This is a genomic window from Micromonospora sp. KC721, assembly GCF_004348355.1.
In the GTDB taxonomy this organism is placed as follows: Bacteria; Actinomycetota; Actinomycetes; order Mycobacteriales; family Micromonosporaceae; genus Micromonospora.
This window is the reverse complement of record NZ_SMJY01000132.1, coordinates 1-17,218: the sequence shown is the minus strand read 5'-3', so window position 1 is coordinate 17,218 and position 17,218 is coordinate 1. Positions and strand designations below refer to the sequence as shown.

The 17,218-nt window shown below is 71.4% G+C and carries 17 protein-coding genes; 2 read left to right on the top strand and 15 right to left on the bottom strand.

The window, feature by feature from the left end; genetic code table 11:
- Nucleotides 1-2,078: sensor histidine kinase (locus tag E1182_RS20920; RefSeq protein WP_132267948.1), on the bottom strand; the 2,078-nt coding region annotated here is incomplete at its 3' end.
- A gap of 193 nt (nucleotides 2,079-2,271) precedes the next feature.
- On the opposite strand from E1182_RS20920, the gene E1182_RS20915 reads away from it, so the two are divergent.
- Nucleotides 2,272-2,874: a uridine kinase gene (locus E1182_RS20915; RefSeq protein ID WP_132267947.1), complete on the top strand. Its 603-nt coding sequence runs from the start codon at nucleotides 2,272-2,274 to the stop codon at nucleotides 2,872-2,874.
- On the opposite strand, the gene E1182_RS20910 is transcribed toward E1182_RS20915, so the two are convergent.
- Together E1182_RS20910 and E1182_RS20905 are read right to left on the bottom strand one after the other, a co-directional pair.
- Complete coding sequence (locus E1182_RS20910) at nucleotides 2,875-3,951, bottom strand: adenosine deaminase (RefSeq protein WP_132267944.1); 1,077 nt, start codon at nucleotides 3,949-3,951, stop codon at nucleotides 2,875-2,877. It lies immediately after the preceding gene.
- Between the two features lie 47 nt (nucleotides 3,952-3,998).
- Nucleotides 3,999-4,412 (bottom strand): PPOX class F420-dependent oxidoreductase, encoded by a 414-nt coding sequence (locus E1182_RS20905; RefSeq protein WP_132267942.1) that lies wholly within the window; start codon nucleotides 4,410-4,412, stop codon nucleotides 3,999-4,001.
- Between the two features lie 162 nt (nucleotides 4,413-4,574).
- Between E1182_RS20905 and E1182_RS20900 the strand changes: the two genes are divergently transcribed.
- The gene (locus tag E1182_RS20900; RefSeq protein ID WP_371687584.1) at nucleotides 4,575-5,447 is read left to right on the top strand and encodes a putative RNA methyltransferase; all 873 of its coding nucleotides are present in this window, start codon (nucleotides 4,575-4,577) and stop codon (nucleotides 5,445-5,447) included.
- Between the two features lies 1 nt (nucleotide 5,448).
- Here the strand turns inward: E1182_RS20900 and E1182_RS20895 are convergent, their stop codons facing one another.
- The 12 genes from E1182_RS20895 to E1182_RS20840 form a co-directional block, all read right to left on the bottom strand.
- Nucleotides 5,449-6,129 carry a DUF4272 domain-containing protein gene (locus E1182_RS20895; protein WP_132267936.1) on the bottom strand — a complete coding sequence of 227 codons (681 nt, stop codon included), beginning with the start codon at nucleotides 6,127-6,129 and terminating at the stop codon, nucleotides 5,449-5,451.
- 119 nt (nucleotides 6,130-6,248) lie between these two features.
- Complete coding sequence (locus tag E1182_RS20890; RefSeq protein ID WP_132267934.1) at nucleotides 6,249-7,529, bottom strand: thymidine phosphorylase; 1,281 nt, start codon at nucleotides 7,527-7,529, stop codon at nucleotides 6,249-6,251.
- Between the two features lie 78 nt (nucleotides 7,530-7,607).
- Nucleotides 7,608-8,315: a cytidine deaminase gene (locus E1182_RS20885; protein WP_132267932.1), complete on the bottom strand. Its 708-nt coding sequence runs from the start codon at nucleotides 8,313-8,315 to the stop codon at nucleotides 7,608-7,610.
- Nucleotides 8,316-8,360: 45 nt separating this feature from the next.
- Complete coding sequence (locus E1182_RS20880) at nucleotides 8,361-9,641, bottom strand: ABC transporter permease (protein WP_132267929.1); 1,281 nt, start codon at nucleotides 9,639-9,641, stop codon at nucleotides 8,361-8,363.
- A gap of 3 nt (nucleotides 9,642-9,644) precedes the next feature.
- Nucleotides 9,645-10,967 carry an ABC transporter permease gene (locus E1182_RS20875; RefSeq protein ID WP_132267927.1) on the bottom strand — a complete coding sequence of 441 codons (1,323 nt, stop codon included), beginning with the start codon at nucleotides 10,965-10,967 and terminating at the stop codon, nucleotides 9,645-9,647.
- A complete protein-coding gene (locus E1182_RS20870) occupies nucleotides 10,964-12,484 on the bottom strand; it encodes an ABC transporter ATP-binding protein (RefSeq protein WP_371687583.1) in 1,521 nt (506 codons plus the stop codon). The genes E1182_RS20875 and E1182_RS20870 overlap by 4 nt, the downstream gene beginning before the upstream one ends.
- A 263-nt stretch (nucleotides 12,485-12,747) precedes the next feature.
- The gene (locus E1182_RS20865; protein ID WP_165942674.1) at nucleotides 12,748-13,815 is read right to left on the bottom strand and encodes a BMP family protein; all 1,068 of its coding nucleotides are present in this window, start codon (nucleotides 13,813-13,815) and stop codon (nucleotides 12,748-12,750) included.
- Between the two features lie 275 nt (nucleotides 13,816-14,090).
- Nucleotides 14,091-14,432 carry a hypothetical protein gene (locus E1182_RS20860; protein ID WP_132267922.1) on the bottom strand — a complete coding sequence of 114 codons (342 nt, stop codon included), beginning with the start codon at nucleotides 14,430-14,432 and terminating at the stop codon, nucleotides 14,091-14,093.
- A gap of 355 nt (nucleotides 14,433-14,787) precedes the next feature.
- Nucleotides 14,788-15,234, bottom strand: coding sequence for a hypothetical protein (locus E1182_RS20855; RefSeq protein ID WP_132267920.1), 447 nt, complete (start codon nucleotides 15,232-15,234; stop codon nucleotides 14,788-14,790).
- An 84-nt stretch (nucleotides 15,235-15,318) separates the two neighbouring features.
- Complete coding sequence (locus E1182_RS20850; protein WP_132267917.1) at nucleotides 15,319-15,687, bottom strand: GntR family transcriptional regulator; 369 nt, start codon at nucleotides 15,685-15,687, stop codon at nucleotides 15,319-15,321.
- Between the two features lies 1 nt (nucleotide 15,688).
- Nucleotides 15,689-16,624, bottom strand: coding sequence for a YhjD/YihY/BrkB family envelope integrity protein (locus E1182_RS20845; protein ID WP_132267914.1), 936 nt, complete (start codon nucleotides 16,622-16,624; stop codon nucleotides 15,689-15,691).
- Between the two features lie 46 nt (nucleotides 16,625-16,670).
- Nucleotides 16,671-17,216 carry a 2'-5' RNA ligase family protein gene (locus E1182_RS20840; RefSeq protein ID WP_132267912.1) on the bottom strand — a complete coding sequence of 182 codons (546 nt, stop codon included), beginning with the start codon at nucleotides 17,214-17,216 and terminating at the stop codon, nucleotides 16,671-16,673.
- Nucleotides 17,217-17,218: the final 2 nt, after the last annotated feature.

The following is a 17,218-nucleotide window of genomic DNA, read 5'->3' as shown; positions in this document are numbered from 1 at the left end:
GCGGGGGGGCCGAAGCCGGGGAACGAACCGGTCTGCGCACCACCGGCGGGGCCACTGACGGGCAGCGCGCTGGCCTGCGGCCCGCGACCGGCAAGCGCCCGGGGCACCAGCACGGAGGCGGGCATGGTGACCTCGGCGACGGTGCCACGGTCGGAGCCGGGACGCAGCTCGACCTTGACGCCGTGCCGGGACGCCAGCCGGGCGACCACGACCAGACCCATCATCCGGGAGACCGCGACGTCGACCTGGGGCGGCGTGGAGAGCCGCTCGTTGAGGTCGGCCAACTGCTCGGCGCTGATGCCGATGCCACGGTCCTCCACGTAGAGGGTGGACCGGTCACCGATCCGGCGTGCCTCGACCATGACCTGCGAGTCCGGCGGCGAGAAGGCGGTCGCGTTGTCGAACAGCTCGGCGACCAGGTGCACCATGTCGTTGACGGCGTGGGCGGAGACCTCGATGTCCCGGTCGATGATCCCGAACTCGATGCGGGTGTAGTGCTCGACCTCGGACTGCGCGGCGCGCAGCACGTCGATCAGGGCGGCCGGCTCGCGCTGCACGCGGGTGGAGTCGGCACCGGCGAGGACCAGCAGGTTCTCGTCGTTGCGGCGCATCCGGGTGGCCAGGTGGTCGAGCTGGAACAGCTCGGCGAGGCGGTCCGGGTCCTCCTCACCGCGCTCCAGGCGATCGAGGTGGCCGATCAGCCGGTCGACCAGGATCTGCGAGCGGCGGGCGAGGTTGACGAACATCGTCGCGACGGAGGAACGCAGCGCGGCCTGCTCGGCGGCGGTGCGGACCGCCTCCAGGTGGACCGCGTTGAACGCCTCGGTCACCTGCCCGAATTCGTCCTTGCTGCGGACCGGCAGCGGCTCGGCGATCTGGTTGGCCAGTTGGGCCGGGGTGAGCTGCCCGATGACCTGCGGGTCACGCAGCCGGGCCACCGCCTGCGGCAGACCGTGCTGGGCGATGGACAGCGCGCCCTGGCGCAGGTCGCGCAGGGAGCGGGCCATCGACCGGGCGACCAGGTACGCGAAGAGGATGGCCAGCAGCAGCATGCTCAGCAGCAGGCCGGTCTGGAGGAAGACCGTGCGCTGCACGCCGGAGCGGAGCGCGTCGGCGTCGCCGACCACGTCGCCGTCGAGCTTGATCTCGACGGTACGGAACAGCCTGGCGTTGGCGGTCATCGCCGCGTCCCACTGGTCGGGCCCGAACGGCACCCCGGCGATGCTCTCGCTGGACCGGCTGTCCATCCAGCCGCTGTAGTTGTCCGCCTGGCGGCGGTCGGCGCCGGCGACGGTCTGGTCGAAGAACTCCCGCTCGGCGCGGGTCGCCACCGCCTGGAAGTTCTGCAGGGCGAGCGCCTGACCGGTCTGGCTGGCGATGTAGTCACGCCGCAGCGGCGAGATGTACGCCTTCTGGATGAGCACCTGGTGCACCGCGACGCGGCGCAGCGACAGGAACTCCTTGGCGCGGGCGACGGAGGTGGCGGCCCGCATCCGGTCGCTCAGCTCGTTGTCGCCGGCGAGTTGGGTGACCGAGTCGCGTACGCTGATCAACTGGTTGATCATTCCCTGGTACGACCCGACGGCGTCGCTGATCGCGAGCTTGCCGTTGAAGACCTGGCTGCGGGTGCCCGGCAGGTCGGTCAACTCCTGGTCGATCCGGTCGAGCAGGGTGTCCAGGCTGCCCGGGAGATCCTCGAGCTGGGCCCGCTGTTGCAGGTAGGGCACCTTGGACTGGTCGACCCTGAGGTTGACCCGGTTGTACGCCTCCTGGTATTGCTCCCGGACCTGCCCCTTGGGGGCACCCAGCAGCAGCACCGCGGCCGTCCGCTCGTCCTGCAGGCTGTTGACCAGGTCACCGGAGTAGCCGACGAGGTTCGCCAGGTCACCGGCCCGGTTGGCGTTGTTGAGCGTCTGCAGGTTGTCGACCAGGCCACTGGTGCCGACCACGACTGTGGCGATGGTCGGCACGATCATGATCAGACCGAGCTTGGACCAGATCGGCATGTCGCGAAGCCGACCGGCCGGTCGGCTCAGACGCGACAGGAAGGAGCCCGCCGTCTTTGGCCGTTTGCTCACGTCACCGCCCTCGCGATTGCAGCGTGCCCGCGTTGCCCCGGGCAACGCCCAGCGACCGACCCGGCGGGTCGGACCCCCGAGATTCCATCACGCCGCTTCGGAAAGAGAAAGCCCAGGCCGGCCGTCCCTGAGGGTGTGATGAGATGTTGATGCCATTTGATAGCGTTCCGTCCGGCCGGAGTTACAAAAAGTTATGGAATACCCTCACCGCGTTGTCCTCCTCGCCGGCCCGTCCGGCTCCGGAAAGTCGTACATAGCGCAGCGAACCGGACTTCCGGTGCTCTGCCTGGACGACTTCTACAAGGACGGCGATGACCCTACGTTGCCGCACCACAACGGACAGGTCGACTGGGATTCACCGCACTCCTGGGATGCCGTGACGGCCGTGGAGACAATTGCCCGACTGGCCCAGGACGGCAAGGCCGAAGTGCCGGTTTATGCGATCGGTGCCGACCGGAGGGTGTCCACCCGGGTATGCGACGTGGCCGGATCGCCACTTTTCATCGCCGAAGGGATATTCGCCGCCGAAATCGTCGGGGAGTGCCGGCGCCGAGGGCTGCTGGCCGGCGCGTACGCCCTGCGCCGCCCCCGGGCGACGACGTTTCTCCGCCGGTTCGCCCGCGATCTCGCCGAGCAGCGCAAGGCACCGAAGGTGCTGCTCCGGCGCGGGGTGGCGCTGCTGCGTGCCGAGCCGGCGGTGCTGCGTCGGCAGACCGGCCTGGGAGCCGAGGCGGCCCCGGCCGACGAAATCCTACGGCGGGTGGCCGCCATGGTCGCCGGCCACCCGCGCCACTGATCAGCCCAGCAGCTTCGCGTACGCCGGCTTGATCACCTGATCGATGATTTCCAGCCGCTCGTCGAACGGGATGAAGGCGCTTTTCATCGCGTTGATGGTGAACCACTGGAGTTCCTTCCAGCCGTAACCGAAGGCCTCCACCAGCAGCGCCATCTCCCGGGACATCGAGGTGCCGCTCATCAGCCGGTTGTCGGTGTTCACCGTCACCCGGAAGCGAAGGTCGCGCAGCAGGCCGATCGGGTGGTCGGCGATCGACGCGACCGCGCCCGTCTGCACGTTCGACGACGGGCACAACTCCAGCGGGATGCGCTTGTCCCGGACGTACGCGGCCAGCCGGCCCAGCACCGGCCGTGGGCCGGGCGTGATGTCGTCCACGATCCGTACACCGTGGCCGAGCCGGTCGGCGCCGCACCACTGGATGGCCTGCCAGATCGACGGCAGCCCGAACGCCTCACCGGCGTGGATGGTGAAGTGGAAATTCTCCCGCTGCAGATACTCGAAGGCGTCCAGGTGCCGGGTGGGTGGAAAACCCGCCTCCGCGCCCGCGATGTCAAAGCCGACCACCCCGGTGTCCCGGTGCCGGACGGCCAGCTCGGCGATCTCCTGCGAACGGGCGGCATGCCGCATCGCGGTCAACAGGGTCCCGATCCGGATCGGCGTACCGGCCTCGGCGGCCTGCGCACTGCCCTCGGCGAAACCGGCCACCACCGCCGCCACCACCTCGTCGAGAGTGAGGTGGCGTTCCAGATGCTGCTCGGGTGCGAAGCGCACCTCGGCGTAGACCACCCCGTCGGCGGCCAGGTCCAACGCGCACTCCCGGGCCACCCGGCGCAGCGCCGGCGCGGTCTGCATGACGGCCACGGTGTGCGCGAAGGTCTCCAGATACCGCTCCAGCGAGCCGGAGTTCGCCGCCTCGGCGAACCAGCGACCCAACGCCTCCGGGTCGGTGGTGGGCAGTTCGTGGCCCGCCTCGGCGGCCAGTTCGACGATCGTCGCCGGCCGCAGCCCGCCGTCGAGATGATCGTGCAGCAGCGCCTTCGGGACCTTGACGATGTCCTCGTATCGGATTGCGACCATGCTCAGACCCTAGTCAGCGCAGCGCAGGGGGCGTGACCGGACCGCACTCAGGGGTGCCAGCCGTAGACGCGCTCGACGGCGAGCCGGACCACCACCCGGCCGTCGGCGACCATCGCCGCCCGGTACTCCGCCCAGTCGGGGTGCTCGCCACGGATACGGCGGTAGACCTCCACCAGTTCCTCCACGGTCGCGTCGTCCTCGGTCGCGGCGGGCGGGGTGAGGGTGGCCAGGCCCTCGGCCACGGCGTACGCGCCACCGTCGGCAGTGGTGACGTGGAAGCTGGCCCGGGGGTCGCGGCGCAGGTTGCGCGCCTTGGCGCGGTCACCGACGGTCGAGCAACGGACCAGACCCGGCTCGGCGAGGTAGTCGACGTTGGACAGCTGGGGCCGGCCGTCGCGACGCAGGGTCGCCAGCACGCCGCGACCCCGTTCTCCGAACAGCTCCCACAATCTGGTTGACATGTCGTCAGCGTAGAAGCTGACGGGCTCACCCCGGGTGGCACCCGGCCGGCGGGACCAGTGGCAGCCGCGCGCCCGGCCGGGGCTCCTGATCCGCTCACGTAGGCTCACCGGGTGACCGCGCCGCGCCCGCCCGAACGATCCTGGGCCGGGGCACATCCACGGGTGCTCGCCCGGCTGCGCTGCCCGGTCTGCGCCGAGCGGCTGGCCCCGGCCTCCGACACCCGCGCGCTGCGCTGCCCGCGCCGGCACACCTTCGACGTCGCCCGGCAGGGGTACGTCAACCTGCTCACCGGCCGCGCCCCGCACGTCGGGGACACCGCCGCGATGGTGGCCGCCCGGACGGACTTCCTGGCCGCCGGGCACTACGACGTCGTCTCCGCCGCGCTCGCCGAGGCGGCCACCCGGATCATCTACCCGGAACCCACCGGCGACCGGCCGGACAGTGAGCCGGGCGTCGGGGCGTACCCGCTGGTGGTGGACGCCGGGGCGGGCACCGGCCGGCACCTCGCCGCGGTGCTGGCGGCGCTGCCCGACGCCGTCGGCCTGGCTCTGGACGTCTCCAAGCCGGCGCTGCGCCGCGCGGCCCGGGCCCACCCGCGGGCGGCGGCGGCGCTGGCCGACACCTGGCAGCGGCTGCCGCTCGCCGACGCCTCGACCGCCGTGCTGCTGAACGTCTTCGCTCCGCGCAACGGCGCGGAGTTCCACCGGGTCCTCGACCCGGCCGGAGCGCTGCTGGTGGTCACCCCCACCGGGGCGCACCTCGCCGAACTGGTCGACGCGCTCGGCCTGCTCCGGGTCGACCCGGCCAAGGCGGACCGGGTCGCCGACAGCCTGGCCGGTCACTTCACCGAGGAGCGCGCCGCCGTGCGCTCCGCCCGGCTGCGGCTGACCGGGGCCGAGGTGGCGACCCTGGTCGGTATGGGTCCGAGCGCCTGGCACACCGACCCGGTCCGGTTGGCCGCCCGGATAGCGGGGCTCCCCCAGCCGGTCGCCGTCACCGCCGAGGTACGGCTGACCGTCTGGCGACCCCGCTGACTCAGGTGGACAGGTCGACCTCTTCCCAGCCCGGCGGCTCCTCGTGGTACGGCCCGCGCAGCACCACCGCCCACTCCAGCGCCCAGCGGCGCTGCCCGATGGCGTTGGCGTCCACCAGGCCGGGCAGCCGCCCGCCGACCTTCTCCGTCTCCAGGTACGCCCAGTCCAGGCAGTAGTGCAGGTCGAGCAGGGCGGCGGCGTCCGCCGGATGCTGGGGCGCGGCCAGGATGCGGGCCTGCCACTGGCCGAAAAGCTCCCCGCCGGCGATGTGCGGCATCCGCTCCACCAGCCGCTCGTCCACCGGAATCGTGGGGTCGAGCTGCCTGGTCAGCCCGAGCACCCAGGCCAGCGCGAAGAGCGCGTCGTGGTGCAGCACGAACGAGCGGTGGTCGCCCGTGCCGGCCGTCACGAACTCCCACTCCGGCGGGGTGACCATCTCGGTCAGGTGGGAGGCGAGCAGCCACTCCACCGCCGCCCGCGGCGGCATGCCGAAGCACCGGGCCAAAATGAGGTGCAGGACGGCGATCCGCGCCTCGATCTCGACGGTGGGGCGCAGCTCTATCTCGTCGCCCGGCTCCCACACCAGCGGAAACTGGGCGGGCGGCAGGGGCAGGCCCAGCCGGGACAACTCGTCCAGGCTGGCCTCACGCACTTCCCGCGGATCGGGGGCGGATACGCGCACGGCTCAGGTCCCTGTCCCTTCGCATCGACGTGTTGCCGGTCGGTCCCCCTGGCCAGGGAACAGTCACTACCGCCGACCGGCGCCATGGTGACGCCCCGGGCCGGCCGGGGCCCGGCCGGTCACCCGATCCGCTCGATCACCAGCGGCGACGGGTCCGGCGCGACGGGCGCGACGCGGACCGCCCGTTCGGCCTCGGCCCGGGCCGCCGGGATCCGGGTCGCCTGGTCGGCACGGAGTTCGTAGAGCGGGTCCCCGATTCGCACCGGGTCGCCGGGCCGCTTGTGCAGCACGATACCCGCGGCGGCACTGACCGGGTCCTCCTTGCGGGCCCGACCGGCGCCGAGCCGCCAGGCGGCCACCCCGATCGCGTACGCGTCGACCGACTCGACGAAGCCGTCGGACTGGGCGTGGACCACCTCGACCTCGTTGGCGGTCGGCATCGGGGCGTCCGGGTCGCCGCCCTGGGCGCGGATCATCGCGCGCCAGGCGTCCATCGCCCGCCCGTCGCGCAGCGTGGCGGCCGGGTCGGCGTCCGGCAGGCCGGCCGCGTCCAGCATCTCCCGGGCCAGCGCCAGGGTCAGCTCCACCACGTCGGCCGGGCCGCCACCGGCCAGCACCTCCACCGACTCGGTCACCTCGACCGCGTTGCCGACGGTCAGGCCGAGCGGGGTGGACATGTCGGTGAGCAGGGCGACGGTCCGTACGCCGTGCGCGCCGCCCAGCTCGACCATGGTGCGGGCCAGCGCCCGGGCGTCGTCGACGGACTTCATGAACGCGCCGGAGCCGACCTTCACGTCGAGCACCAACGCGCCGGTGCCCTCGGCGATCTTCTTGCTCATGATCGAACTGGCGATCAGCGGGATCGCCTCGACGGTGCCGGTGACGTCGCGCAGCGCGTACAGCTTGCGGTCGGCCGGGGCGAGCCCCGCGCCGGCCGCGCAGATCACCGCGCCGACGTCCCGGAGCTGGGCGATGAACTCGTCGTTGCTCAGCGCGGCCCGCCAGCCGGGAATCGACTCCAGCTTGTCCAGCGTGCCGCCGGTGTGGCCCAGACCGCGCCCGGACAGCTGCGGCACGGCGGCGCCGCAGGCGGCGACGAGCGGGGTCAGCGGCAGGGTGATCTTGTCACCGACGCCGCCGGTGGAGTGCTTGTCGACGGTCGGTCGTTCGACGGCGGAGAGGTCGAGCCGCTGGCCGCTGGCGATCATCGCGGCCGTCCACCGGGCGATCTCCGGACCGGTCATGCCGCGCAGCAGAATCGCCATGGCCAGCGCCGACATCTGCTCGTCGGCGACCAGCCCCCGGGTGTACGCGTCGACGACCCAGTCGATCTGGGCGTCGCTCAGCGCTCCCCCGTCCCGCTTGGCCCGGATGACGTCAACCGCCGTGAACGCACTCACCTTTGAGTTCCCATCAGTTAGATCGAAAGTCGCGTCGGGCACCCGGGCCGCGCCGCCGCACGGGCCGATCCTGCGAGCTCAACCACCCCAGCGCGTAGGGATCTCCATCGGCGGCTGCCCCTCGCCGGCCCAGAAGATGGTGCCTGACGCGTCGACCACCACCACGCGGGGTGTCCGGGCCAGCCCCCAGGTGATCGCCTCGGCCGGGTCGTCCCAGCTCGGGCCCTCCTCCAGCACCCCGGTCTCGGCGGCGTCCGCGTCGCCCGCCGACCGCTCCCAGTACGCCGTCCAGACCTGCTGGCCGGCGGAGAGGTCCGGGTGGACGAAGACGGTGCCCCGCCCCCGCCAGGCGGCCAGCCGGTCCGGCACCACCGGCACCGGGCGTTCCCCGGTGACCGCCTCCAGGTCGGCCACGTCGAAGGCGTGCGGCAGCAGCTCGGCCATCCGCAGCGGCCGGTCCTTCGTCTCGACCAGGCACTCCGGGCCGCCGTTCTCCCAGAGCAGTTGCCGGCACCGGCCGCAGGGCATCAGCGGCTCGCCGGTGGCGTCCACGCACGACATGGCGACCAGCCGGCCGCCGCCCGTGGCGTGCAGCGCGGAGACCACGCCGCACTCGGCGCACAGGGTGACGCCGTAGCCGGCGTTCTCCACATTGCAGCCGACCACGATCCGGCCGTCGTCGACCAGGGCGGCCGCCCCCACCGGGAACTTGGAGTACGGCACGTACGCGTGCCGCATCACCTCGGTGGCAGCGGCCCGCAGCCGCTCCCAGTCGATCTCCGTCATTCCCTCATTCTGCCCAATTCACGCCGGTCAGACGCACCGAGGGGGTCAGCCCTTGATGTACGGCTTGCCGTCCGCCGCCGGCGCCCGGACCCGGCCGACCAGCCCGGCCACGGCCAGGATCGTCGCCAGGTACGGCAGCATCGCCAGGAACTGGCTCGGGATGGCGCTGCCGATCGCACCGAGGTAGGTGGCGAGCTGGTCGGCGAAGCCGAAGAAGAGCGCCGCCAGCAGCGCGCCGGTCGGGCTCCACCGGCCGAAGATCAACGCGGCCAGGGCGATGAAGCCCTTACCGCCGATCATGTTCTTGGTGAAGGTGTAGAGGGCCAGCGTGTACGACGCCCCGCCGATGCCGGCGACCACGCCAGCCATGATCACGTTGCGGTACCGCAGCCGCAGCACTTTCACGCCCAGCGTGTCGGCCGCCGTCGGGTGCTCGCCCACCGAGCGGGTCCGCAGCCCCCACCGGGTACGGAACAACGCGATGTGGATGACCAGCACCAGCAGCAACCCGAGGTAGAGGAAGAGGTTGCCGCGGAACAGGGCCGGCCCGAGCAGCGGGATGTCGCTGAGCAGCGGGATCTCCCAGTTGGAGAACCGGGGAGCGCTGTTGTACCGCTCCGCGTTGGTCTGCATCAACCGCTCGTAGAGGAAGCCGGTGATGCCGACCGCCAGCAGGTTGAGCACGATGCCCATGACCACCTGGTCGACCAGGTAGCGGATGGCGAACACGGCCAGCAGCAGTGAGATGAACGCGCCACCGACCGCCGCGGCGACCAGGCCGACCCAGACGCTGCCGGAGATGCTGCCGAAGAGCGCGCCGCTGAAGGCGCCCATCAGCAGCTGCCCCTCGATGGCCACGTTGACCACGCCGGAGCGCTCGCAGAGCACACCGGCCAGCGCGCCGAAGATCAGTGGCAGTGCCAGGATGAAGGTGCCTCGGACCACGTTGACCAGGGGCATGAAGTTGCGGCCCTCAGGGGCGGCGGAGACCTGCCAGCAGAGGAAGCTCAGCACGAAGGTGAGCAGGCCGACGCCGAGCACCAGGGTGAACCAGCGCTTCGGCACGCCGGCCAGCAGCGCGCCGCCGGCCAGCAGGGTGACGACGCCGAACAGGATCGCGCCGACCGTGCCGTTGATCTCCAGCGCCGCGCCACCCTCGGTCTCGCTGAGGGTGAACCGCGCCTGCTGGCCGGTGGCGAGCGCCCCGAACAGCACGGTGGCGAGCAGGCCCAGCGCGAGCAGGACCGCGCCGGTCTTCCGGTGTCGGGTCCAGAAGCCCTGGTCGACCCGGGCGACGGCGACGTCGGGAACAGCCGTGGTGGACATGCCTCACCAGCCCTTCGCGAGGCTCGTCTGCAGCCGGGCGGCACGGGCGGCCCGGAGCTGGAAGATCGCCTTCACCAGGGCCGGCGCGGCGATGAAGATGACGATCAGCGCCTGGAGCACGGTGACCAGCTCCAGTGAGATCCCGGAGTACGACTGCATCCGGTTGCCGCCGGCCTGCAACGCGCCGAAGAGCAACGCGGCCAGCAGCACGCCCCACGGCTTCACCCGGCCGAGCAGCGCCACCAGGATGCCGTCGAAGCCGATCTGGGCCACCACCAGCGGGGTCAGCGCGGTGGCGGTGGTGCCGAGCACCATCTGGCTGCCGCCGAGCCCGGCGAGCACGCCGGCGATCACCATGACCAGCACGTACGTCTTGGTGATGCTGATGCCGGCGGTCCGTGCGGCGTCCGGGTTGGCGCCCACCGCACGCAGCTCGAAGCCGAGCGTGGAGCGGTTGAGCAGCCAGGCGACGAACCAGGTGGCCAGCACCGCGAGCAGGATGCCCGCGTGCACCCGCAGGTTGTCGCCGAGCAGCCGGGGCAACTGGGCCGAGGGGTCGACCGGCTTGCTGATCGCGTCGGCCCGACCCGGGCTCTGCACCCCGTTCTGGATGATGATCCAGGAGAGGAAGTAGACCGCGATGTAGTTGAGCATGATCGTGTTGATCACCTCGTGCGCACCGGTGCGCGCCTTGAGGATGCCCGGGACGAAGCCCCAGACCGCACCGCCGACCGCGCCGGCGAGCAGCGCGACGAGCAGGTGCACCACGGGAGGCAGCGGCAGCGCGAAACCGGCGACGGCGGCCAGGATGACACCGATGGTCGCCTGGCCCTGGGCGCCGATGTTGAACAGGCCACCCCGGAAGGCCAACGCCACCGACAGGCCGGTGAAGACCAGCGGCGCGGTGTACGTGAGCGTCTCGGAGATCGGGCTCATGGCGGCGGTGAAGCCGCTCGCCTCCGGGTCGAAGATCGCGCCCTTGAACAGGTTCGCGTACGCCTCGCTGACCACCGCCCAGGACGAGGTGATCGCGTCGGCCGGACGCGCGGTGAGGTAACCGTAGGTGGCCAGCACCTCCGGGTCCGACACGATGATCAGGATCGCGCCGATCAGCATGGCCAGCAGCAGCGAGAGCACCGTCACGGTGACCGTGTTGGCCGCCCAGAGGTTGTCCAGGAACAGCCGGCCCAGCGAGGGGCGGGGCTCCTCGGGCCGCCTCGGGGCGGTCATGGTGGTGGCGCGGTCGGCCCCGGCCGCCTCGGCCAGTGCTGGTTCGGTCGCCGGCTCCTTGTCCGGGGAGCCCGACACCGGGTGGGAGTTGGTCATTCCGTGTCCTCGTTGCCAGGGATCTCGGGGGCGACGGCCGGAGTGTCGCCGGTCGGGGTGGTCCCGGCGCGGTCCGGAGTGATGCCGGCCATCAGCAGGCCGATCTCCTCCCGTGGCGTGTCCGGGCCGACGATGCCGATGATCCGCCCGCGGTACATCACCGCGATTCGGTCCGCCAGCCCGATCACCTCGTCCAGCTCGCTGGAGACGACCATGACGGCGGTGCCGACGTCCCGCTCCCGGATGACCCGGGAGTGGATGAACTCGATCGAGCCCACGTCGACGCCACGGGTCGGTTGGGCGGCGATGAAGAGCTTCAGCGGCCGGGACAGTTCCCGGGCGACGATCACCTTCTGCTGGTTGCCGCCGGAGAGGGTGCCCACCGGCGCCTCGGCCGACGAGGTACGCACGTCGAACTGTGCGATCCGCTCCCGCGCCGACCTCGCGATGGCGTCCGGCCGCAGGGCCAGGCCCTTACCGAACGGTGGCCGGTCGTAGATGTCGAGGACCAGGTTCTCCGCCACGGAGAACTCCTTGACCAGACCGTCGACGCTGCGGTCCTCGGGCACGTAGCCGACCCCGGCGCGGAGCACCTTCTTGGTGGACCAGCCGTGGATCTGCTCGCCGTCGAGGCTCACCGAACCGGCGAGCGTCGGCCGCAGGCCCATGATCGCCTCGATCAGCTCGGTCTGGCCGTTGCCCTGCACGCCCGCGATGCCCAGCACCTCGCCGGCGCGTACGGTCAGGTCGACGCCGTCGACCGCGCGGCACTGCCGGTCGTCGTCGACGACCAGGCCGGCGACCTGCAGGATCGGCTTGCCCGGGGTGGCCGGCTGCTTGTCCACGGTGAGCCGGACACTGCGGCCCACCATGAGGGCGGCGAGTTCGTCCCGGCTCGCCTCCGGGGAGGCGGTACCGACGGTCTTTCCACGCCGGATCACGGTGATCCGGTCGGCGATCGCCTTCACCTCGCCGAGCTTGTGGGTGATGAAGACGATGGACTTGCCGGCGGCCTTGAGCGACCGCATGACCGTGAGCAGTTCCTCGGTCTCCTGCGGGGTGAGCACTGCGGTCGGCTCGTCGAGGATGAGCAGGTCGACGTCGCGGGTGAGCGCCTTGACGATCTCCACCCGCTGTTGGATGCCGACCGGCAGGTCCTCGACGATCGCGTCGGGGTCGACGCGCAGGTTGTACCGCTCGGAGACCTCGGCGACCTCACGTCGGGCCCGGCGGCGGTCCAGGAAGCCGGCGATGCCGCCGCGGACCTGCTCGGCGCCGAGCATGATGTTCTCGGCGACGGTGAAGACCGGCACCAGCATGAAGTGCTGGTGCACCATGCCGATCCCGGCCGCGATCGCGTCCGACGGTCCCCTCAGTTTCAGCGGGCGGCCGTCGACCAGGATCTCGCCCTCGTCGGGCTGGTAGAGCCCGTAGAGCACGTTCATCAGGGTCGACTTGCCGGCACCGTTCTCGCCGAGCAGGGCGTGGATCTCTCCAGGCTCCACCGTCAGGTCGATGTGGTCGTTGGCGACCAGATCACCGAACCGCTTGGTGATGCCGCGCAGTTCGAGTCTCAGCGCAACCTCCTGGAGTGCGAAGCGATGGTGCAGCGTAGCTGCCGTCCGGCCAGCCGCCCGGCGGGGTCGGCCGATGGGGTGGAGCGGATCGGCCGCCCCGGCGACCGCGGGTCTGCCCGCGTACGCCGAGGCGGCCGATCGTCATGCCTGGTGCCCGCCGGCCCTCGCGGTCGATGATCGCACCGCGACGGTCGGGAAGGCGGTCACTTGGTCGGCTGGGCCTTCGAGGTGACCGTGATGGTGCCGGCCGCGATGTCCGCCTTGATCTTCTCGACCTCGGCCTTCAGGTCGGCCGGGACCTTGCTGTCGAAGTCGTGGTACGGGGCGATGGAGACGCCGTTGTTGGCCAGGGTGCCGATGAAGCCCGGCTGGGCCTGGAGCTTCTCGCCACCGGCGGCCTTGAGCACGGCCTCCTTGACGGCGTCCGGGATGTTCTTGACGACGGTGGTCATCAGGACCGGGCAGTCCGGGGTGCTCTCGCAGCCGTCGACGTCGACCCAGATGACCGAGTACTTGCCGCCGGAGGCCTTGGCCGCGGCGGTGGTGCCGAGGCCGGCCCCGCCGGCGACCGGCATCACGATGTCCGCGCCCTGGGCGACCAGCGCGTCGGAGACCTTCTTGCCCTCGTCCTGCTTGTCGAAGGAGTTGGAGAAGGAACCCTTCTGGGTCGCCTTATCCCAGCCGAGGACCTGGACGTTCTTGCCCTTGGCCTGGTTGTAGTGCGCCACGCCGTCGGCGAAACCGTCCATGAAGATGGTCACCGGCGGGATCGGCAGACCGCCGTAGGTACCGACCTTGCCGGTCTTGCTCATGCCGGCGGCCAGGTAGCCGGCCTGGAAGGCGGCCTGGGCGGTGTCGAACTGCATCGGGTAGACGTTGGCCACGCCGGGGTTCGCGTCGACGATGCCGAACTGCTGGTTCGGGTTCGCCTTCGCGATCTTCGTGGTGGCCTCCGCCATCAGGCCACCGACGGCCAGGATGAAGTCGCACTTCTGGTTGACGTACCCGGTCAGGTTGACCTCGTAGTCCGCCTCGGCCTTGGACGCGACGTACTTGATGTCGATGTTGCCGTTGTCCTTCTTCGCCTCCTCCAGGCCCTTCCAGGCGGAGGTGTTGAAGGACTTGTCGTCGATGCCGCCGACGTCGGTCACCATGCAGGCGGTGTACTTCTTGCCGCCGTCACCGGCGTTGTTGTCTTTCTTCGGGGCCTCACCACACGCGGCGGCACCCAGCACCAGCCCACCCGCCACGACGGCGGAGGCGATCCGCATCCCACGCACAGAGCGCAAGACGTCTCCTTCCATTGCACACCGCGCTTCGATGCGGTGCCAGCCTTGTACCGACCAGCGCCGTGCTGCCGGCTTCCCACGTTACGGACGGCAGCGTACGCCCGCGCCCGCCCGCCGGCCGACAATCGTGCCCGACTGTTGAACGGCTGTTACCCGGGCGTAATGCTGGCGTGGGGCAGATCACTCAGCGTGGTGACGGATGGCCCGCCCGGCATCCCGGACGTCGGTTCCCCGGGGCCCCGGGCGGGTCACGCGGACTACCGCCAGAACACCGCCACGGCCGCGTTGGCCAGGGTCAACACGATGATCCCGAGGAAGTGGCCGCGGTTGACGTCCGCCCGCTTGCGGGAGAAGAAGACCATGACAAAGATCAGCAGCGCCAGCACCAGCTTGGTGACGAGCTTCGCGGGTGCCGGCTCGTCGCCGTCGCGCAGCGGCGCGGAGAGGCCGATGCCGGTCAGTAGGCCGATCACCGAGCCCCCGAGCATAGCCGCGTTGATCCGCAGCCGGCCGCCGACGTACTGGGCGACGGCACCGCCGAGCAGCAGCGCGAACCCGATCAGATGGACGTAGAGGAGTATCAGTCGAAGAGCTTCCACATCCGCCATCCTCCCCCATCAACGACGGTTCGTAGTAGAAGCCGCGCCGGGCCGTCTCCGATCCGTGATCGAAGCCGCCCCGCTCGTTGGTAGTCCACTCCGCCTGCGGCAACCCGCGCTTTTCGGAGGCGGGACGGCCCCACCTGCGGCAGGTGGTGTGGCGGGCGCGGAGCGGGGTATTCGCCAGGACCTGGCCGTTCGTTGTGCTCCGCGCCGACGGGCGGCTGGGGCATCGACCCCTTGTGGTGGGGGTGAGGCGACGCCGGCGCTCCGGGTTCTCCCCGAGCGCCGGTGTCGTGCCGCCCGCACCCTGGCCGGGTCGTCACGGCGAGGTCACCGCCGCCGGCCGGACGGTTCACCGTCCCTTGCGGCGCAGCAGTTCGGCGATCCGGTCGAAGCCGGCCCGCAGCTCCTCCTCGGTCGGAGCGGGCGTCGGCGTGGGCGGCTGCTCCTCCTGCGCGGCCGCCCGCTCCAACTCCTCGTCGACGACGTCGGAGAAGTCGCCGTACAGGTCGGACTCCTCGATCCGGGCCAGCTCGTCCCGAGCGGCGAGCTGCGCGGCGGCGATCTCGCCCCGGACCTCGTCGGCGGAGAGCGCCGGCACCAGCGGCTCGACCACCGCCATCAACTGCTCCTCGGCCACCACCGCCTCGGCCAGGGCCAGCGCGTGCGGTCGCTCGTACGGGCCGCAGACCACCGGCTCCCACTGGGCCGGGTCGCCGAGCGGACCGAACGTGACGACCCACGGCAGGCCGAGTATCGGCGAGCCGTCCGGCAGGTCCAACGTCACGAGTGCGCCCACCGCCCCATCATGGTCGGTCGACTCACCAGGCCGGGCGGCATTTGCCCTATTTCAGGTTTCCTCGCCAGCGCGGGAACCCGACGCTCAGGCCGGTCCAACGGCGTCCAGGGCCGCGCGGACCAGGGCCAGCGCCCGGTCCGGGGAGATGCCGAGGCGGGCCGCCTCCTCGGCGTACCGGACGGCGGCCCGCTGCAACCGGTCGGTCGCGTCGTCCCGGCCCGGCGCGACGTACGTGCCGTGCCGGCCCCGGGTGCGCAGCAGCCCCGCCGCCTCCAGTTCCCGATACGCCCGTGCCACGGTGTTCACCGCCAGCCCCAGCTCTCCGGCGAGCTGCCGCACCGGGGGCAGCCGGCTGCCCACCGGCAGCCGCCCGTCGCCGATCAGGGCGGCCAGCTGCCCGCGTACCTGCTCGTACGGCGGCGCCGGGGAACCCGGGTCGATCTCGATCAGCATGTCAGCCCGCCCCTCCCGGCGTACCCGGATCGATCACCTCGTCGGCCTCGACGTCGAGGTCGGCCGGCGGCGGCCCGTCGGCCAGATCCACCACCCGACCGTGCCGGCTGGTGGCGGCCAGCGCCGCACCGAAGAGCACCAACTGGTTGAGCAGGTAGAGGTAGAGCAGCACGGCCACCGCGCCGGCCACCACCGTGTACGCCGGGTTCCGCTCGGTGCGCACGATGTAGTACCGCCCGACGGTGTTGAGCAGCGTGATCCCCACCGCGACGAGCAGCACCACCGGCCGCAGCCGACGTCGGCTCATCCGCAGCCGCGGCACCGCCACCAGCAGCGCCGTCGCGATCACCGCGTTGATCAGCACGCTGAGCACCGCGCTGACCGTGGTCAGCACGATCGAGCCGGTGGACCTCAGCAGGAAGCGCAGCAGCGACTCCAGCGCGTCCACCGCCGCCACCGAGACGCCGAGCATCACGAAGACCAGCACCAGCACACCGAGGTCGACCAGGCGGCGCATCACCAGGTTGCCCGGCTGCTGGTCGAAGCCGTACATCAGCCGCTGCGACGAGCGGATCGCCTCCACCCAGCCGATCCCGGTGAAGACCAGGATGACCAGGCCGACCACACCGACAGTGTTGCTGCTCTGGGCGATCTGCTGCGGATCGAGGAAGGGCAGGTTCTGCCGCAGGAAATCGGCCGCCGCCTCGCTGACCTCGTCGTTGGCCTCCAGGATCGCCCCGAAGACGGAGTACGCCACCAACGCGAGGGCGAAGACGGCGAAGAACCCGTAGTAGGCGATGGCCGCCGCGAGCCGCCCGCCGAGCACCGCCCCGTACAGGTCGACCGCCCGCCACAGGTGGTCGAACCGGGGCCACCGGTGCCGGGCCGTGATGAGCCGGCGGTCGATGCCCGCCGTCAGCCGCCCCCACGCGTCCACCCTGTCATCCTCGCCGAACACCCGGGCCCAGGACGACCGGACGACCTCAGCCGCCCAGCCGGAAGTCCCGGCGCGGCTGCCACCGGGTCTCGCAGCTGTGCGAGAAGAGGGTGAAGGAGTCGACCTCGAACATCGCGGAGAAGTCGGCCAGATCCTCGTACGCTCGGTCCAGCGCCTCCGGCGCGACGTCCTGCGCCACAGTGACGTGCGGGTGGTACGGAAAGCGGGCCTCCCGGTGCAACTCGGGAGCGGCGTTGATGGCGGCGGCGAGCAGCTCGCACTCGCTGATGCCGGCGGCCACCGCCACGAACACCACCTGGGTCACCGGCCGGAACGTGCCGGTACCCCGCAGGTGCAGGGTGAAGGGCAGGTGCGTGGCGGCCACCCGGGCCAGGTGCGCCTCGACCGCCGGCAGCGCCGCGACGGGGATCTCGGTGGGCCCGAGCAGGGTCACGTGCGCGGGCACCACCTGCGGGTCGCCCGCCTCGACCCGACGTCGGGTGAGCAGGTCGCCCCACGGCTCCGGGATGTCCACCGCGATCCCGATCTGGATGGTGTCACCGGCGTCCGGCGCCCCGCCCCTGCGATCCACGC